The sequence below is a fragment of the Paenibacillus sp. ATY16 genome, assembly GCF_003399985.2.
Taxonomy (GTDB): Bacteria; Bacillota; Bacilli; order Paenibacillales; family Paenibacillaceae; genus Pristimantibacillus; species Pristimantibacillus glycanilyticus.
In genome coordinates, this window is sequence record NZ_NMOK02000053.1 from 88,936 (window position 1) to 107,925 (window position 18,990).

An 18,990-nucleotide genomic window follows, 5' to 3' on the forward strand; every position below is an offset into this window, starting at 1 on the left:
CCTGTCTCTCCCTTAAGTTAACGTAAACCCTATTCTATTATTCAATATACGGCTGAAGCTTATAACCGTTTTGTTCGTATGCCTGACGGCTTACCTGTACGGTCAGACGCAAGGATTCGCCATCCTCGCTCACTTCGTTGCCCACTACTTCCCCGCTGCGGTAAGCAAGCGCAATCAGGTCTCCGCGATCGGCCGGCAGGATAAACGCAACCGTGTCGCCGGTCAATTTATCCTGAATTTTATTCCGCACGAGCTCGAGGTCGTCTTTTTGATACGCGCTGATAACAAGCGTGTCCGTGCCCGGCGTCGGCAATTCCACGTGATTTTCTTCGCAAAGGTCTTTTTTATTGTAGATCGTTAAGCTAGGCGTTCCCGCCGCTCCTAGATCGCCAAGAATTTGTTCCACGACTCTCATCTGCTCCTCGCGCATTGGCGAGCTGCCGTCAACGACGTGGAGTACCAGATCAGCTTCCAGTACTTCCTCCAGCGTAGCGCGGAATGCCGCGACAAGGTCATGAGGAAGGTTCTGAATAAAACCAACCGTATCCGTTAGAACGACCTCTCTGCCGTTCGGCAGCTCGAGCGTACGGGAAGTCGGGTCAAGCGTGGCGAACAGCTGGTTCTCCACATAAACGTCAGCGCTTGTCAGTTCACGGAGCAGCGTAGATTTTCCGGCATTCGTATAGCCTACAAGCGCAACTTGAATAACGCCGGATTTCTTCCTTCTCTCCCGGTGCAGCTTCCGGTGGCGAACCACTTCGTCGAGCTGCGCCTTCAGATCGGAAATACGGCCTCTAATATGACGCCTGTCTGTCTCGAGCTTGGATTCGCCCGGACCTCTCGTTCCGATCCCGCCGCCAAGCCGCGACAGATTCTTGCCGTGGCCCGACAAACGCGGAAGCAAATAGCTGAGCTGGGCAAGCTCAACCTGGATGATGCCTTCGCGAGTCTTCGCCCGCTGCGCGAAAATATCCAGAATAAGCTGCGTCCGGTCCACAATTTTCAGATCCAGCGTTTCCTCCAGATTCCGAACCTGCGCACCGGACAGCTCTTGGTCAAATATCGCCGTTGTCGCTCCCAACTCGTCGGCAATCGCTCTTAATTCTTCGACCTTGCCTTTGCCGATAAACCATTTGGTATCGGGGGCTTCTTTATTTTGCACCATCGTAGTCAGCACTTCGGTTCCCGCCGTCTCGGCAAGCGCAACAAGCTCCTCGAGCGAATGCTCCGGATCGCTAATGCCACGCTTAATATTCGGGGTAACCAAGCTGACCAATACGGCGCGTTCCAGCATCGTAGCCGTCGTATTAAATGTTTTTTCTCGCATGTTTGCTCCTTCTAGAGTGGAATTATTTGGTTTCCCATTTGAAGTCCTCCGGCTTGATGGCCATCAGTTCTTGCTTGGGGGGAATGCTGTTGGAATATTGGTTCAGAAGCCTGACAGCCTGGTAACGGATCGATTTCTCAATAATATTCCGCACGTACCTGGCATTGCTAAACGAAAATATGTCGCTCATCTTCTCTTGAATCAAATGCTGCCTTAACTTAAATATGGACTGTGGCATTAAATTATAATCGCGTTCCTTCGCCATCAGCTCGGAAATTTGGATTAATTGGTCAATGGAATAGTCCGGAAAATCGATTTGGATCGGAAAACGCGAAGGCAGACCGGGATTGGTCAGCAGAAAATGATCAATCTCCGCCGGATACCCCGCCAGAATCAGCACAAACTGATTGCGGTGATCCTCCATCGCCTTTACGAGCGTGTCAATGGCCTCCTTGCCGAAATCCTTCTCTCCGCCGCGCGCAAGGCTGTACGCTTCGTCCACGAATAGAACGCCGCCAATCGCCTTCCGTACCATATCCCGCGTCTTCTGAGCCGTATGCCCGATATATTCGCCAACCAGATCAGCCCGCTCCACTTCGATCAGATGCCCCTTCGAGAGCACGCCCATCTTCTGGAACAGCTTCGCCACAATTCGGGCTATCGTTGTTTTGCCGGTTCCGGGATTCCCCTTAAAGATCATATGATAGACATGGGAACCGCCGGACAAGCCGGCCTCCGAACGCATACGGGTTATATATAAAAGCGCATAGACTTCGTAAATAAGGGCTTTTACATTGTCCATCCCCACCATCGGCTCAAGCTCTTTCTGAATATCGGCAAAATGGTCTCCCGGCGGGAGCGGCTTGACGGCTGGCAGAGGTTCATTATCCACTACAGGCGCGGAAGCCGTCATTTGGACCGGTTCCTGGCTTCTCAACACCACATTAATTTGACGGGACGGCCTTGCTCCGTTATTCGATCCCGACATGACATGTCCGCTCATCTATTGCATCACCTATCCTTCGCACCGTCACTAGCGTTTGGCATGCCGGTAAGATAAGCCCGGCATATCCCGCTCTAACAAGTGTATTCTATCGGAATCGGTCATATTAACAGATTTTATTACGGATAGTCAGGAGAACGGTAACCGAAATGCAGCAGGACGGCATCCACCTTCCACTTGGCGTACGCCAGCACTTCGCGCGACTGGTTCTTGAACGGACTCAGCACTTCGGAGTGAAAGGCGGCGGCCTGAACGTTCTCGTAATCGAGATAACGGGCCATCTCCATCGCTCTTGGCGCATGATAGTCGTGAGTTACGATCAAAAGCTTATTCAAGCCGTGCTCCGCGGCGATTACTTTACTGTTCAGCAGATTTTCGTATGTACTTCGCGCCGCGTTATCCAGGAGCATCTTGTCCTCCGGAATTCCCTTGGCAAGCAGATAGACCCGCATCCCTTGCGCTTCGGTCAGCTTGGATCCGTTGCGGTCAAGCCCTCCGCTCAAGATAAGCATCTTCACCTTGCCGTCCTTGTACAGCTTGTCCGCAAAATCGAGACGTTCTTTCAATGCCGGACTTGGCTTGTCCGACCACAAAGAAGCGCCAAGCACGATAGCGGCATCGGCTTGTTCAACCGGCTTGGAAGCGTCATAGCTGTTAATCAGCCATAACAGGTACCCGCAGCACAATACCCCTAACAGACATAAACCTACAAAGAGACGAAACAGGAGCAGCCCGCGCCGTTTGCGTGACTTGCTCCCCGTCTGAACGATACTTTTCATGATTCTCTTAGCTCTCTCTCCGTCAAGCTTTTGCGATGCTTCAAGCTGAGCGTGAAATACCGGAACCTGCCGTTCCGGATACTGGAAAGCAATCTTCCTGCTGTTTTGCGGGCGAGCGCCGCTTCTTTCCCCGTTACCTCTCCGTCACGGAGAGCTTCCTCCAGCTCATCCTCATCGAGAAGAAAAACTTCCCCGCTTGGCAGTACAACCACGTCCAGATAAAGGTCGTCAAACCAAGGCACATGCTGATCCGTCAGCCCTTGCGTTTTGCAAATATCAATGTACCATTGCACCACACGGCCTTTATCGTCAAACATCGTTGTTACGACAAAATGCTCGCCGCGCGGAAAATGCTGCATCCATAAATACCCGCGGTCTGCCAGACACAAACGCCGCCCGTTGTATTCCTTCCATAGCGGCTCACGCAACTCATGAATCCGGTAGAACGTGACAAGACCTTTGAATTCATCATTGTCGAGCGCCAGACAATTGTAGCTTTTGCGTATAATGCGACGCCAGTTTGCCCGGTCCGAAAATTTTCGTTTCATACGGAACGTACCTTTCCGTTGAGATAAGCCTGTAATACTTGGCTTTCGATGATGATGGATAGCGTTGTAAAAAGCTTACCATAACTTAACGCTCATCTCCACTACGCATGAAAAATAAACCAAGCTTTTCACGGGATTTATGTGCCGCCGGGCAAAAAAACAAAAAACGGGACAAAGCGGACGAACCGCTGCATCCCGTTGATACTAGCCTAACTCTTACGTTTCCACGATCGTAACCGATTTGATAGTGACCTTATCTTTCGGTACATGCTTGTCGTTCACCGGCGTCTTTGCAATTTCCAGAACCGTATCCATACCGCTGTCCACCTTGCCGAAGATGGAATACGTAGGCGTCTGGTTCAAATTCAAAGAGTCGGGACCGGTACAGATAAAAAACTGGCTACCTCCCGAATTCGGCTTCCCGCTGTTCATCATGGCCATGACGCCCGGCTCGAATTTCAGGCTGGTATCAAATTCATCCGGTATCGAGTAACCGGGATTGCCTGTTCCATCGCCCTTCGGGTCCCCGCCTTGAATCATAAACGTTTCGATAATGCTGTTGAACGTAAGGCCGTCATAATAACCGTTACGCGCGAGAAAAACAAAATTGTTGACCGTTACCGGCGATTCCTCCGCGTAAAGCTTTACGGTGAAATCGCCTTTGCTTGTCGCAAATTTCGCGGTGTACTGCTTGTTTAAGTTGATCGACATCTCCGGCATCTTATCCCATTTCAGTCCGGGCGAGCCGCCGGATGAGCCGCAGCTGGTTAACAATACGGCTACTGCTGCGATTATGATGATGCTCCAGCTAAATTTCCCCAGCTTGCCCATACCTTAAGTCCAGCTCCTTACGCTTTGCCGCCTGCACTTCCGGCTTCGTTTTTGTCAGTGGTTCCCTTGCCCGTTACCGTTCCGTTCCCGGTGCCCGGATCGGTCGATTCGACCGGTCCCCCCGCACCTTGGTCAGGTCCCACAGTTCCGTTGCCATTTCCGTTGCCTGATCCGTTCCCGTTATTTCCGGGACCCGGCGACACCGCGCCTCCGTTGCCAGGGGACTCCGATTCAACCGGCTGATTCGGATCCGTGGATGGCGGTGGCGATACTTCTCCTCCGTTATTGCCATCGCCCGGAAGCTCGCCGTCGGACGGCTGATCCGGCTCCATAGGCTGCTCCGGTATATCCACTTCGGTCTTCGGCACGTCAATCGTAATCGTCTCCGAAGGCTTGCTTTCCTTATCTTCTTCCGAGTTATAGGCAACGACGTAGTATTGATACTTCATGCCCGGGAAGACGGTCATATCGTCTACCGTCGGATTAGCTACGTCTACAAATACGGAGAATTCCGATTGCTCCGAGTCTTTGCGGTATACGCGGTAAGTGACGCCTTTGCTGTTCTCCGGCGCAGTCCAGGACAATTGAACCTTCGCCTGGTCTTCCAGGAACACCGCATTGAAGTTCGTCACCGGCGCTTGTTCCTTCACTTCCTGCTTGATGCCTTCAGGCTGCTTGAACGAAGATTTCGGTACGTTCTTCATCGCCTGCTTCATTACTTTGCCGAACATTGCCGCAGCCTGCGAGCTGCTCTTCTTGATGACATGCTGCTTGTCGGTTTTATCATAGCCCATCCAGACGGCAGCAGTCCATTCCGGCGTGTAGCCCACAAACCAGGCATCCCTGTTCGCGCTGGAATTAAAGTTAGGAATCCCGTGCTGGGACGTCCCCGTCTTTCCGGCTACCGGACGGTCGATTCGCGCTCCCGTACCCGTACCGCCGCTTTCAAGAACGGTTTGCATCATCTGCGTCATATACCACGCGGTCTCCGGCTTCATCAGTTGCTTCGACGCCGGTGCGTGATACGTATAAACCTTCTTGTTCGCCGCAGTTTCAATCTTCGTAATCGTATGAGGATCAACCGATTTGCCGCCGTTTGCGAATACGCTGTAGGCTTCCGCCATTTGCATCGGCGTTACCCCTTGCGTCAGGCCTCCAAGAGCTATCGCAAGGTTGCGGTCTTCCGGAGCCAGCTCGATTCCAAGCTTCTTGGCAAAAGCAATACCGTTGCTGATGCCCACCTGATTAAGCGTCCATACTGCAGCCAGGTTGCGGGATTCCTTGATTGCTTCTTGCATAGTCACCGGACCGGCTCCATGAGGATCCCTTGGGCAATAATTGCCGAAGCATTTTTGCGAATCCTGATTCAGAACCGTCCAAGGATAATAATCACCGGTTTCGAGAGCCGGACCGTATGAAACGATTGGCTTAAACGATGAACCAGGCTGACGTTTCACTTCGACGCGGTTAAGTCCTTTACGAACGTAATCACGGCCTCCGGCCATCGCCTGAATGGTTCCGTCGCGGTGGTCCATAATAATCATGGCGCCTTGCGCCTTCTGATCGTCCGGACTCTTCTCGAAGTTGCCGTCGTCCGCGAATTCTTTCTCTACCGCTTGCTGAGCTGTCGTGTTGAGGGACGTGTAAATGCGGTAGCCGCCAATGCGAAGCTCATCCTCCGTCATACCCGGCATTACTTTGATTGCCTCTTCTATCGCATAATCCACATAAGCTTTATAGGGATCGCTTTTCTTTTGATCGATATTGGCCGGCGGCTCATAAACTACCGCTTTCGCTTCTTCCATTTCCTGCTGCGTAATCAGTTTTTGATCATACATCAGCTTTAAAACGACAGCGCGCCGCGTCATCGATGATTCGGGATCATTAATCGGATTGTAACGGTTTGGAGCTTTAGGCATTCCCGCAAGCGTTGCAATCTGCCATAGTTTCAAATCTTTAAGATCCGTATCGAAATAATAATCCGCGGCGCCTTTAATGCCGTAGATCCCTTTACCGAATGTAATCCGGTTCAGGTACATCGTCAAAATTTCCTGCTTGGAATATTTATTCTCAAGCGCTACCGCAATGGAAGCCTCCGTCGCTTTGCGGAAGAAGGTTTTGTCCGCGGTCAGGAATATATTTTTCGCCAGCTGCTGCGTGATGGTGCTTGCGCCTTCCACTTTGCTTCTGGCGATAACGTCCTTCACGACGGCGCGTCCGATGGAGAAAAAGTCAATCCCGGAATGCTCGTAGAACCGCTGATCCTCCGTTGCCACGAAAGCATCGAGGAGCAGCTTCGGCATTTCTTCATACTCGGCAATTTCCCTGTTCGCGCTAGAGTCGTACAGCTTTGTAACCTCTTTGCCGTTTGCATCATATATAATCGACGCTTCGCCGAGTTCAAGCTTATCCGCATTTTCCGTCAAGATCCGTTCGCCGTTCAAGGTAATAAACAAATAACCGATGATTCCGCAGACGATGGCAAACACGATGGTGAAGAAAAACGCGAAAAACCATTTACGGGGCGTCATTCTTTTCTTTTTCTTGACGGACCCGCGCTTCGTCTCCTTTGGTTTGCTTCGTCTTGGTTGTTCAGCCATTAGGTTCCCTCCAGTTGTTCCAAAATCTGTTTTCTCTACCCTTCAATATACCCCGGAATGAAAAGAACAACCCTGCTGGAGCGGGTTGTTCTTGCCTTCCGCTATCAAGTTAAACGTTACCTGCAAGTAGAAGGTTTCACAAATAACGTTACGTTCTATGCTTCCGAAGCACTGTTGTCTTGCATTAATGATACGTTACGCTGAGGAGTAAACGTCGAAATCGCGTGCTTGTACACCATTTGCTGACGACCTTCGCTGTCAATGATGATCGTAAAGTTATCGAACGCTTTAATAACGCCTCTGATCTGAAAGCCGTTCATTAAGAAAACCGTAACCGGAATGTTGTCTTTACGCAGTTGGTTCAAGAAAGTATCTTGAATATTGATCGATTTGTTCATTGGACGTTACCCCCGTCTAAAAAAGATTGATTAGAAGTATATTCAAGATTGACTTGAAACTTTCCTGCTATTATACCATGAATCCGCCGCAAATTGTTGTGAAAATTTTCCCCCATGTCGATCCACTCGATATCCTTCATGTGCCGGAACCAGGAGAGCTGGCGTTTGGCGAACCTTCTCGTATCCCTTTTCAGAAGCTCTACTGCCGCCTCAAGCGTGCATTCGCCGCGCAGGTACATGACGATTTCCTTGTAGCCAAGCCCTTGCATGGCAAGGCTGTCCTCCGTCACGCCGCGCTCCAGCAGTCCTCTTACTTCCTCGACGAGTCCATCCTCCAGCATTTGATCAACCCGCTGTTCGATGCGGGAGTAGAGCACTTTCCTATCCATGGCGAGACCCAATATACACAATTCGTAGGGCGATTCTTTTTTTTGTCTTTCCAGCTGGGCCGACATCATCTCGCCCGACAGATGAAAAATTTCAAGCGCGCGAATAATACGGCGCTGGTCATTCGGATGCAGCCGCTCGGCGGACTTCGGGTCTACCTCCGCAAGCCTTGCGTGAAGGGCTTCGGCGCCGTGCTCCTCCGCATAACGCTGCTGCTCGTCCCGAAAGGCGGGGTCCGAACCGTTTTCGTTAAATTCAAAGCCATAGCAGACGGATTCAACGTAGAGCCCGGTACCTCCCACGATAAAAGGAAGCTTGCCCCTAGCCGAAATATCGGCAATCGCCTCCCTGCAATGCACTTGAAAGTCGGCGACCGAATAAGCCACGTCCGGCTCGCAAATATCGATCAGATGGTGGACAATTCCCTGCCGCTCGGCCAGCGGCAGCTTGGCCGTGCCGATATCCATCTCCTTGTACACCTGCATCGAATCGCCGGATATAATCTCGGCGTTCCATGCTTTGGCAAGATCGAGGCTGAGCTGCGTCTTGCCTACAGCCGTCGGTCCAACCAGAACAAGCAGCGGCTGCTTGCGTTCCTTATTTGCTGCTTCCTGCAACCTCTATCACTCCATAAGCTATTTTCGACGTATTCACATGCCGCCGTTCGAATCCAAGCCGTTCGAATTCCCCGCTCTCGCGATGCTCCTTCATTACGACGGTCTTGCGCGCGACCCTGATTGCTTCCTGCACGGCTTTCTCCGTCAACGCGCTGTCGTTAGCCAGCTTGCGCAGCGGCTCCAGGGCGCTTGACTCGTGAATCGGCTGGCGGAACATCGGATCGAAATAGACGATGTCAACGCTATTATCCGGAAGTCCCGCCAAATATTCGGCATGGTTAACGTTGATCATATTGATTCTGCGCATGGCTGCGTCCACATCCGGCAAGCCGGATTGATAACCCGCCAGCCCTTCGCGCACAACCGCGCACAAGATAGGCTCGCTCTCTATGGCGGTCACCGCTCCCGATTCGCCTGCCGCGTACGAGAATACAAGCGAATCCGCCGCAAGCCCCGCGGTGCAGTCTATGATGCGGTCTCCCGGCTTGCAGCCCGTCAGGTCAAGCAAGGGATCGCTTTCTCCGCGCCGCAGCCTTTTCACCCTTACGAAAGCCATGCTGGGATGAAAATAGAGCGGCGACTCCGTCTGGCCGTCGTAATAACGGACTTCCTTCTCCGTTACGACAATCAGACGGATCTCCTCCATCCTCTCGGCCATCTGCCGAAGCGTTTGTTTGCCTCGCGGAACGTACGGAGCGGATAGCTCTCCCGCAAGCCGTCTGGCGGTCGCTAATGCCCGCTGAGAAGGCTTGTCCGCGGTTGTTACGATCATGACATCACCCGTTTAAACATTTTTTCTAGCTGATAGGTCGAAAGATGAACCACGATCGGACGGCCGTGCGGGCAGGTATAAGGCTGATTGCACGCCGCAAGGCGGGCCAGCAGCGCCTCTCCCTCTTCCCGGGTCTTCCGGTCATTGGCTTTAATCGAAGCTTTGCAGGAGCACATAATCGCCGCTTTTTCCCTGAGCTTCGCAATATTAATGGACTTGCGCTCGCTTAGCAAGAGTTCCGCCATTTCCTCGATAATGGCCTGCTCCTCGCCTTGCGGGAACCATTCCGGATAAGCGCGCACAAGAAAAGTCTGCGCCCCAAACGGCTCCAGCTCAACGCCCGCTTCCTGGAATAAACCTGTCATGCCGCGCAATTGCTCAGCTTCGCCTGAAGTAAATTCCAGGGTGAGCGGAACCAGCAGCTGCTGGCTTGCCGCTTGCGGATTGCCGAATTTCCGGAAGTAATACTCGTAATTAATGCGTTCATGGGCCGCATGCTGATCGATCAGATACAGTCCTTCCTCAGCCTGCGCCACGATATACGTGCCATGAAGCTGTCCGATCCAGTACAGGTCCGGGAAGGCCGGCGTACCGTCCGGACGTTCGTTCGCCTCGCCCGCAGGCAGCTCAGAATCCGGTGCCGGAGGCGTTGCCGCCGTTGCTTCCGCCGCCTGAAGTGCCGGAGCGGCTTGCTCCCACGGAGCAACTGCTTCGCGCACGGATGCTTCGCGCTGCTCGGCGGGCTTGTACAGACGTTCCGTCGCATCCTTAGGTACGTAATCGCGCTTCGGAGGCTGAGGGAAGGAAGAATTATTATACGATGTACCCGTGCTGGCAGCAGCAGACGTTGACAGTCCGGCTGGCCTGCCTGGGTTAAAGCCGCTTCCGGGCAAATTAGTTGTACCGCCGGGAGTTCCCGAGCCGTTAGGCTGGGAAGTGCTTCGCTCCTGTCCCCAAGGCATGGATAGCGGATCGGGCCGATGGAAGGAAATCGCGTCCTGTACGAACAACGGCTTCTCACGCTCCGGCTTTTCGGCCGGCCCCGGAATATGCCGTACCTGTCCAAGCGCTCCTTTTACCGCCTGCTCTACCAACGTTCTCAGCTCGTTTTCCTTGCTGAACCGGACTTCCATCTTGGAAGGATGAACGTTCACGTCAAGCAGGCTTGGATGCATGCCGATCTCCAATACGACAATGGGAAAACGGTTAATCGGCAGCAGCGTGTGATAAGCCTGCAGAATAGCCTGATTGACCGCATGGCTTCGAATATAGCGGCCGTTCACGATGACGGTCATGCCGTTGCGGTTCGCCCGCGTCAGCTCCGGCTTCGATATAAACCCGCGCAAATCGTAATCGGACGTCTCGCCTTCCACCTTCAGCATCGCCTTAGCCGTATTCGTTCCATACACGGCCGCAATAACTTGAAGTCTATCGCCGGTGCCAAGCGTCCGAAGCAGCACCGAGCCGTTATGCTTCAGCGTGACCGCTATTCCCGGATGCGCCAAGGCGATCCGGTATACGTAATCTGTTATATGTCCAAGCTCCGTCTGGATGGCTTTCATATATTTCAGCCTTGCCGGCGTATTGTAAAATAAATCCCGCACCGACATGTCGGTGCCTTGAGGGGCATTGGCAGGCTCATTGGCCGTAACCGTTCCGCCTTCTATTAAAAGGCGCTGGGCTAAGCCCGTCGAATCGATCGACGACACGCATTCGAGCCGCGATACGGCCGCGATACTCGGCAGCGCTTCGCCGCGGAAGCCAAGGCTTGCGATTTTGAACAGATCGCTGCTGGACGAGATTTTACTCGTGGCATGCCGTTGAAACGCGGTTTCCATATCCGCCGGCTCTATGCCCGCGCCGTTATCGGTAACCCGAATAAACGACAATCCGCCTTCTTCGATCGTAATATCGATAACGGAGCTTCCGGCATCAATCGCGTTCTCGACCAGCTCCTTAATGACGGACGCAGGCCGTTCCACAACCTCGCCTGCCGCAATCTGGTTGGCAAGCTGCTCATCCAATACCTGGATTTTCCCCATGCGAACCCCTCCTTGCTTCTAAAACGACTTCAAGCTAATCGTTCAGCTTCTGCTTCATTTCGTTAAGCCATTGCATCGCTTGCATCGGCGTCATATTGAACAAGTCCAGCTTGCGGAGCTGGTCGGCGAGCTGCTCGGCCTTCGGCGAGGCTTTGCGGCGCCCTTGCTCCTGTACCGGCTGAACAGCCGGCGCTGGCGGCTCGTCAAAGATGGAGAGCTGCACGGCGGCCGCCGTTTCCTTGAATGCCATCCCGGACTCGGGAACAGCCGCATAAGAAGGAGCTGAGGAAGCTTCAGCCGCTAAACTCGCGGTCGCAATGGCTGCGTCTGCCGGCGACTTCTCCGATGCCTCTTCCTCCAAATGCTCAAGCAGGACGTAAGCCCGGTCAATAATGGAATTCGGAAGCCCCGCCAGCCTTGCGCAATAAATCCCGTAGCTTGTGCTTGCCGCTCCGGGAATCAGCTTGCGCAGGAAGGTCACATGGTCGCCGCTTTCCTGTACGGCCATGCAGGCGTTCGCCAGCTTCGGCAGGGAAGCCTCCAGATGCGACAGCTCATGGAAATGCGTGGAGACAAGCGCTTTGCAGCCGATATGGTGATGCACGAACTCGATGACCGCTTGAGCGATAGACATTCCTTCGCTTGTTGACGTACCCCGACCAAGCTCGTCAATGATCACGAGACTGCTTGCCGTCGCCTTTTCCGTCATGAGCTGAATATCCTTCATTTCTACCATAAAGGTACTTTGACCGCCGATAAGATCGTCGGCAGCGCCAATCCGGGTAAAGATGCGGTCGATCATCGGAATTTCCGCCGTTTTTGCCGGCACAAAGCAGCCAATCTGAGCCATGATGCAAATTAAGGCCACCTGGCGCATATAGGTGCTTTTACCCGCCATATTCGGGCCGGTAATAAGCAGCATCGACTGGTCCTCTTGGCGCAGCGAAGTAGCGTTGTTAATAAACGGTACGCCGTCCATTACCGCTTCAACTACCGGATGTCTTCCTTCTTCGATAACTAGATTATATTGATCGGTTATAACCGGACGGACAAATCTTCTCTCCGCGCTGACCGTAGCGAGCGACTGGTAGACGTCCAGTTCCGCCACAACCTCGGCCAGACGTTGCAGACGATGAAGCTGCAGAGCCAGATGATCCCGAAGCTCGATAAAACGGGCATGCTCCAGGTCAACCATCTTATCCTCGGCTTCGAGAATAAGCCGTTCCTTCTCCTTCAGCTCCGGCGTTACGAAGCGCTCCGCGTTCGCCAGCGTCTGCTTCCGTTCGTAACGGCCTTCGGGCAGCATGCCCAAGGCGCCTTTGGATACCTCAAGGTAATAACCGAATACTTTATTGAAGCCGATTTTAATCGTTTTGATGCCGGTTGCTTCGCGTTCCCTGCGTTCCAGCTCCGCAAGCCATTTCTTGCCGTTCGTGCTGGCTTCGCGAAGCTGATCAAGGTAATCGTCGTAACCTGCCCGGATCAATCCGCCTTCCCGTATCGATACGGGAGGCTCGTCCACGATAACCGTCTCGATCAGATCGGACAGATCGGAGCAGTCGTCCAGCCCGTCAACAAGCTGGCGAAGCCGCTCGGAGCCGGCTTGACGCGCCAGCTCGACAAGCTGAGGCGTGCGGCGGATGGAGCTTTTCAGCGCATTCATATCCCTGCCGTTCGCGCTTCCGAAAGCGACCCGGCCAACAAGCCGCTCGAGATCGTAAACATGGTTCAGCTCCGAACGGATATCGTCGCGGGCAATCAAGTTCCGGTAGAGCGAATCAACCGCTTCGTACCGTTCTTCAATCTTCGAACGGTTCAGCAGCGGCTTGTCGATCCAGCGTCTAAGCAGCCTTGCCCCCATTGACGTCTGGGTCCGGTCGAGCAGCCATAGAAGAGAACCTTTTTTGCTCCGGTCGCGGACCGTCTCGGTCAGCTCGAGATTGCGGCGCGTGTAATGGTCCAGAATCATATATTGATTCGGCTCATAAGCGCGGATTGTACGGACATGGCCAAGGGAACGCTTCTGCGTCTCCTCCAGATAACCGGTCAAGAGGCTAACGGCGCGGTAACGCGTTTCGTCAAGTCCTTCCAGCTGTTCGTCTTCGAACTGCTGGCGGAGCTTGTCCTCGGCCATAGGCTCGCGGCTTGTCAGCAGTACGGGACGGTTCCATACCGCCTGCTCCTTGAGCTGAGCCAGCAGGCTTTCGTCGCCCACGATTTCGGCAGGCTGATAGACGTTAATCTCGTCTATTAGCGTATCGATATTGAAAGCCAGCGATGTCGCATACAGCTCGCCTGTGGACAAGTCGCAGGCCGCCATGCCGATTGCCGCCGTAGAGACCGACCCGACGGATACGATAAAGTTGTTGGATTTATCGGCAAGCGACTTCGATTCCATAACGGTACCCGGCGTAATAACGCGGACGATCTCCCGTCGCACAACGCCTTTGGCTGCGCTAGGATCCTCCACCTGCTCGCAGACCGCTACCTTGAAGCCTTTTTCGACAAGCCTAGCAATATAGTTTTCCGCAGAATGATAAGGAACGCCGCACATCGGAATTTTCTCCGACACGCCGCCCTCTCTGCCCGTTAATGTAATTTCAAGCTCGCGCGAAGCATTTATAGCATCGTCAAAAAACATCTCGTAGAAATCGCCGAGACGGAAGAAAAGGAACGCGTCTTTCGCTTGCTCCTTGATTGCGAGATATTGTTGAATCATCGGGGTATAACCAGCCACTGTTGCCCCTCCCAGGTACATAGCATTCGAGTTTCTTACTATTCAATATTTAAAAAACATCATTCTGCTATTATACCAAGCCGATTGCCGCGCGCCAACCTGCATAACCGAAGCCGCGCAAACAACCGGAAGAAGCCGGAAGAAAAAGCCTGTTCAGCTAGGCGAAGCCTATAACGGCACCTTGTGTTCTAAAGCTTAGAAAGCATCATAAAGGCGATTAGGCATGTTGGACGGTAAGCAAATGGCGCATCCCTTATTAACGAGGGATGCGCCATTTGACGCGGATGTCAGCCCGCTCATCCCAGGCGGCGCCGCGCCTCGCCGCATCGAGCAAAGGCTCGATGTACGGCGCCAGCGCGGCGTAGCTTGCCGTCGCCGCCATCGCTGCGGCGACGCCGTCGAGACAGCCGGCGAGCTCCGCGCGGTCGCCGGCGTAGTAGGCTGCGACATACCGCTCGTCAAGAGCCGGTATGTCGTGCAACGCATCCGCCTCGCGCGCGCAGAGAAGCGCAAGCGCGAAGGCGGCTTTGGCCGCGGCCGGCGACACGAGCCAGCTCGGCAGCGTCCGGTATTCGAAGCCGCCATGCGGCTGATGGCGGTAATCGCCCAGGACGCCGTAGCGGGGGCGCCTCCCGCGGCCGGCGGGATCCTCGACCAGCGCCAGCGGGAACGCGGCGTAGCTGTCGAGCAGGCGCAGCAGGCGCGGCGTCAGCCGCACGCCGCTGAGATGGATATGCCCGCCGAGCGCAAGCCCCGGCACGGGCATGGCACCCGCGGCCCAGCGAAGGCTCGGGTCGCGGACAAGCCCGGCGGCGCGGAGCAGCAGCCGCCGGATGTTAGCCGTGAGCCCGGCCGGGTCGGCGGCCGGCTCGGGCCGGAGCTCGGCGACGGGATACATCAGCCGTCGCCCGATCAGCATGGCGTCGCTGCCAGCGGCGCCGCCGACGCCTCCCAAATACCGGGAGGCCGGAGCAACCTTGCCATCCGGCCGAATAAACACAAACTCCGGATCCGCTCCGATAAGCATTGGCGCTTCCTGGAGCCCCGCTTCAGCCTCTGGCTGCTGCAGCGGAGCTATTTTGCGCCTCCTTGCCGCTCTCATCGATACGCGGCCGTCCGTGTCCAGCGCAACATCCGCTTCTCCCGCATCCATGCCTGCTGCGTAAAGTCCGGCGATCGCTCTACGGATCACCCGCCGGAGCACGGGATCCGCCGGCCATTCGGCCGGATGTCCACCAGTGGCGGCGGCAATCGGTTCTCCGCTGCCTAACGTCCTGCCTGCCCCGTTAATCCGCTTAAGCTCAATCAGCGCAAGATCGGCTGCTTGAACGCGGTATAAACGTTCATCCCCCTGCTGCTCCCGGTAAAGACCGGCCCGAAGCCACCTTGCCTGCATCTCGTCTTCCGTCAAAGCAATTACCCGCCGTTCGTTCTCAAGCCGGTTCAGCCGGTTGCCAGCCATACCCGCCACCTTCTTTTACTTGGATTCGATAACGACTAAGGGCATGCGGCGAATGCCCAAATTAAATGAATTCAACAAAAAGAGGGCTTTCGCCCTCGAATTTGCCGCCTTGGCGGCATATCTTACAGTACAGAAGCGGATATGGGCTTCCGGCTTACAGATCGTCGTCCAGTAAGTCGGGATCCAGATCCTCGTAATCCCCGTCGCCGAGACCGAACTCAAGTTCTTTGCCGTCGTCGTAGCCGCCCGGGAAGCAGGCTACCCAAACTTTAGTCTCGGCGATCATTTCAACCGCATACTCGCGCTCAACGCGAACGACAACGCCGGAACCGCTTGACGAGATGTTGGCCTCAATGCAGTTAGGCTCCTGAATGCAATCGGCGGATACCTCTTCCGTAGAAGACCGATGCTTAGGATCCAGGTAAGAAAGAGGCACATGCTCTACGTAATGCACGGTTTCTTTTGCTACGTCCGTTTGCGAATTCTTGCTATACGAATACCAAATGTTGAGATCGTAAGTACCAATTACCTCAATTCCGTCGCCCGATCGAACCGCTTCATATTGGTGGTTGATTACCCACGCACCCAATATGCTGGTCGGGTGATGAGGCGGTGTTACGGTATGAGAGACAGTGGAAAACTTACGACCTTTCCCGCAGACAGCTTTCGTTATAATCTCTCTACCTTGTAGCTGTTTATCTGCAAATGTCATCGATTTAACCTCCTCCATACAATCATTCATTTAAAGTGTATGCAGGTCATTCGTCTAGGGTGACTGAATCTTTCCCGCGCCGCCACGAATTTTATCCCTCTTTATTTTATGGCTCCGCTTTGTCTAACATGACATTTCTTTTCTTTAATCGTTTGGCGATTGCCAAATATCTTTCAAGCTCCATCGTCATCTTCAATATAGCTGCGCGAAGCTCGAACTCATCCCGTGTGCGCGGAAGCTCCATCGACTTGTAAAGCTGCCTCAATTCGGACAAGCGTTTCTCCGTTATCCCGCGGTACACCTCGGATTTCACTTCCCCGGACAGAAGCTCCAGCAGCTCCGCAAGCGGTTCGTTCTGCGGCAGCTTCTCGTAGACGAGCGCCAGCTCCTCCAGCATCGCCTGCACCGACTCGAGCTGCAGACGCCGCATTTCGAAGTATGTGGACCAATAATGCTCCTGCCCGAAAAGCCGGTTCTCCTTGTTCAGCACGGCCCGGCGGGCCCCTTCATTTATAATCCGGTGAACCTCCAGCAGCTCACTGCCATTCCAAATATGCGAAGGGTCGCGCAGCGTACTGCCCATCTCGGTGAAAATATCGCCAAACAGCTTTTCGACGGAAGCTTTGAGCGATTCGAGCAGATGCTGATCCTTCGGCATATAGATGAAGTTGATCACGGTTGCCCAGCCCAGACCGCAGATCATGAGCAGCACTTCGTTTTCCAATACGTCAACGGTGACTTCCCCATGAGCGAACAGCTGGAATACGATAACCGCGCTGGTTACGATGCCGTCCTTTAGTTGAAAACGTGCCAATACCGGGAACGTCATCAAAATGAATAACGCCACTACCCAAATATGAAAGCCAAAGATCGTAAAGACCAAAGAGGCAAAAAAAAGTCCCAGCGAAGAAGCGACGAAGCGCTCAACAGCGCTCTTCAGCCCTTTCATCCGGCTGACTTCTACACCGAGAATAGCAAGAATACCCGCACCAAGCGGCGGATCCAAGTTCAAATATACAGCCGAATAAATGGCGATAATGGCTGCTAAAGCTGTTTTGATAATGCGAATGCCCACTTATTCCCCTCACGTTCGGATAGATTAATACGCTTAATCCTAACGCTCCCGCCAGCCTGACGTCAACTTACGTTCCAATATCGCCACAAGTTGATACATAATCGTTGCGACTACGGCAATGACAATCAAAGTGGATAAGACGAGGGTGAAATTAAATACCTGGAAGCCGTAAATCATCAGATAGCCGAGTCCAAGCTTGGCGACCAGGAATTCGCCGACGATAACCCCGATCCAGGCGAGACCTACATTGACTTTTAAAGCCGATATAATGACCGGAAAAGAGGCAGGCAGAATGACAAGCCGGAACAGCTGCGCCCTGCTCGCGCCAAACAGCCGGACCACCTTGATATAACCCGCTTCAATCTCTCTGAACCGGTTGTATATATTAATCGTTGTGATAATAACCGTTACCGACAAGGTTACCGCCACAATCGAAGTAAAGCCCGGTCCGAGCGTAACGATGAAAAGCGGACCAAGCGCAACCTTCGGCAAACTGTTTAAGACGACCAGATAAGGGTCCAGTACTCTCGATAAAAAAGGAAACCACCACAATAGCGCCGCGATTCCGGTACCGACCAGGGTACCGAGCAGGAATCCGATAATCGTCTCGGACACGGTCATTCCGATATGCGGCCAGATCGAGCCGTCCGCCATCGAATTCCATAGTTGATTGATGATTTTGGTCGGGTAGCTGAAAAGCAGAGGATCGATCCACTTTTGTCTGCCTGCCGCTTCCCATAGGGCAATGAACAGCAGCAAGATCGTAATCTGTGTTGTGCCTACTGCCGCAGTGACCCGTCTAGCTTTTTGCTTGAACTGCGAATGAAGCTGTTTCATACCGCTCTCGCGGTCTTCCTCAACGCCGGATAACCATACGTTCTTGCCCGATTTCTCTTCCTTAGGCATGCCCTCCGCCTCCTTCCGCCCGGTTAAGCTCTGCCCACAACTGATCGAATACGTCCTGAAAGCCCGGAAGCTTGCGCGCCTCCATCGGCCTGGACTGACGGATTTCGTCCGGCACCACAAGCTCCTTCACGATTCTGCCCGGGTTAGCGGCCAGCACGATTACCCGGTCGCTCATGGCCGCGGCTTCCGCCAGGTCGTGAGTAACGAGAACGGCTGTTTTGCCAAGACGCTTAAGCGTTTCGTCTACCAGATCTTCAAGCTGAAGCTTGATATGCAGATCCAGCGCGGAAAAAGGTTCATCCAGCAGCATCACTTCCGGATTAGTCGCCAGCATCCGGGCCAAGGCAACACGCTGCCGCATGCCGCCCGAAAGCTCATGAGGGTACTTGCCGCCCGAACCAGGCAGCCCCAGCTCCGTCAGCAGCCGGTCTACTTCCTTCATCGCCGCGGCCGTCTTCCCGCCGGCAATTTCCAGGCCGATTGCGGCATTATCCCGGATCGTCCGCCACGGGAACAGGAAATCCTGCTGCAGCATATAGCCGACGAGCCTTGACGGGCCAAGGACAGGCGCTCCCGCGAGAAGCACCTGCCCTCCGGTTGGAGGAAATAAACCCGCAAGCATGCTGAGAATCGTTGTTTTACCGCAGCCGCTCGGACCGACGAGGCTGACGAACTCACCGCGCCGAACCGTCAAATTCAAATTCTCGACGGCCAAGGAAGCACCCTTTTCGTTGACGTAGACATGGGACACATCCTTCAGCTCCAGCCGATTATCTTCGCCAGCCATCGAAATT

Annotated in this window: 16 protein-coding genes; all 16 read right to left on the minus strand. The window is 54.0% G+C overall.

Annotated elements, in window-relative coordinates; all coding sequences use genetic code 11:
- Positions 1-37: 37 nt before the first annotated feature.
- Positions 38-1,327, minus strand: coding sequence for a GTPase HflX (hflX, locus tag CFI03_RS28555; protein ID WP_127491394.1), 1,290 nt, complete (start codon positions 1,325-1,327; stop codon positions 38-40).
- Positions 1,328-1,349: 22 nt separating this feature from the next.
- Complete coding sequence (locus tag CFI03_RS28560) at positions 1,350-2,330, minus strand: AAA family ATPase (protein WP_127491396.1); 981 nt, start codon at positions 2,328-2,330, stop codon at positions 1,350-1,352.
- Positions 2,331-2,449: 119 nt separating this feature from the next.
- Positions 2,450-3,109, minus strand: a complete 660-nt coding sequence (locus tag CFI03_RS28565) for a YdcF family protein (RefSeq protein ID WP_248762524.1) — start codon at positions 3,107-3,109, stop codon at positions 2,450-2,452.
- Entirely contained in the window at positions 3,106-3,657 is a 552-nt protein-coding gene (locus CFI03_RS28570) for a ribonuclease FAU-1 family protein (RefSeq protein ID WP_015844211.1), read from the minus strand. Before CFI03_RS28570 ends, CFI03_RS28565 begins: the two co-directional genes overlap by 4 nt.
- A gap of 216 nt (positions 3,658-3,873) precedes the next feature.
- Entirely contained in the window at positions 3,874-4,488 is a 615-nt protein-coding gene (locus tag CFI03_RS28575) for a peptidylprolyl isomerase (protein WP_248762525.1), read from the minus strand.
- A 17-nt stretch (positions 4,489-4,505) separates the two neighbouring features.
- The gene (locus CFI03_RS28580; protein ID WP_248762526.1) at positions 4,506-7,088 is read right to left on the minus strand and encodes a penicillin-binding protein 1A; all 2,583 of its coding nucleotides are present in this window, start codon (positions 7,086-7,088) and stop codon (positions 4,506-4,508) included.
- A 155-nt stretch (positions 7,089-7,243) separates the two neighbouring features.
- Positions 7,244-7,486: an RNA chaperone Hfq gene (gene hfq / locus CFI03_RS28585; protein ID WP_015844208.1), complete on the minus strand. Its 243-nt coding sequence runs from the start codon at positions 7,484-7,486 to the stop codon at positions 7,244-7,246.
- The gene (gene miaA, locus CFI03_RS28590; protein WP_248762527.1) at positions 7,483-8,490 is read right to left on the minus strand and encodes a tRNA (adenosine(37)-N6)-dimethylallyltransferase MiaA; all 1,008 of its coding nucleotides are present in this window, start codon (positions 8,488-8,490) and stop codon (positions 7,483-7,485) included. The genes hfq and miaA overlap by 4 nt, the downstream gene beginning before the upstream one ends.
- Complete coding sequence (locus CFI03_RS28595) at positions 8,471-9,262, minus strand: class I SAM-dependent methyltransferase (protein ID WP_248762528.1); 792 nt, start codon at positions 9,260-9,262, stop codon at positions 8,471-8,473. Before CFI03_RS28595 ends, miaA begins: the two co-directional genes overlap by 20 nt.
- On the minus strand, positions 9,259-11,304 hold the full coding sequence (mutL, locus tag CFI03_RS28600; protein WP_248762529.1) for a DNA mismatch repair endonuclease MutL: 2,046 nt from the start codon (positions 11,302-11,304) through the stop codon (positions 9,259-9,261). Before mutL ends, CFI03_RS28595 begins: the two co-directional genes overlap by 4 nt.
- Before the next feature lie 34 nt (positions 11,305-11,338).
- The gene (gene mutS, locus CFI03_RS28605; RefSeq protein WP_248762530.1) at positions 11,339-14,041 is read right to left on the minus strand and encodes a DNA mismatch repair protein MutS; all 2,703 of its coding nucleotides are present in this window, start codon (positions 14,039-14,041) and stop codon (positions 11,339-11,341) included.
- A gap of 256 nt (positions 14,042-14,297) precedes the next feature.
- Positions 14,298-15,503: a putative amidoligase domain-containing protein gene (locus tag CFI03_RS28610; protein ID WP_248762531.1), complete on the minus strand. Its 1,206-nt coding sequence runs from the start codon at positions 15,501-15,503 to the stop codon at positions 14,298-14,300.
- A gap of 154 nt (positions 15,504-15,657) precedes the next feature.
- Positions 15,658-16,215: an outer spore coat protein CotE gene (locus tag CFI03_RS28615; RefSeq protein ID WP_127491414.1), complete on the minus strand. Its 558-nt coding sequence runs from the start codon at positions 16,213-16,215 to the stop codon at positions 15,658-15,660.
- A gap of 106 nt (positions 16,216-16,321) precedes the next feature.
- Complete coding sequence (locus tag CFI03_RS28620) at positions 16,322-17,290, minus strand: aromatic acid exporter family protein (protein ID WP_127491416.1); 969 nt, start codon at positions 17,288-17,290, stop codon at positions 16,322-16,324.
- A 39-nt stretch (positions 17,291-17,329) separates the two neighbouring features.
- Positions 17,330-18,196 carry an ABC transporter permease gene (locus CFI03_RS28625; protein ID WP_248762532.1) on the minus strand — a complete coding sequence of 289 codons (867 nt, stop codon included), beginning with the start codon at positions 18,194-18,196 and terminating at the stop codon, positions 17,330-17,332.
- The gene (locus CFI03_RS28630; protein ID WP_248762533.1) at positions 18,189-18,983 is read right to left on the minus strand and encodes an ABC transporter ATP-binding protein; all 795 of its coding nucleotides are present in this window, start codon (positions 18,981-18,983) and stop codon (positions 18,189-18,191) included. Before CFI03_RS28630 ends, CFI03_RS28625 begins: the two co-directional genes overlap by 8 nt.
- Between the last annotated feature and the right edge of the window lie 7 nt (positions 18,984-18,990).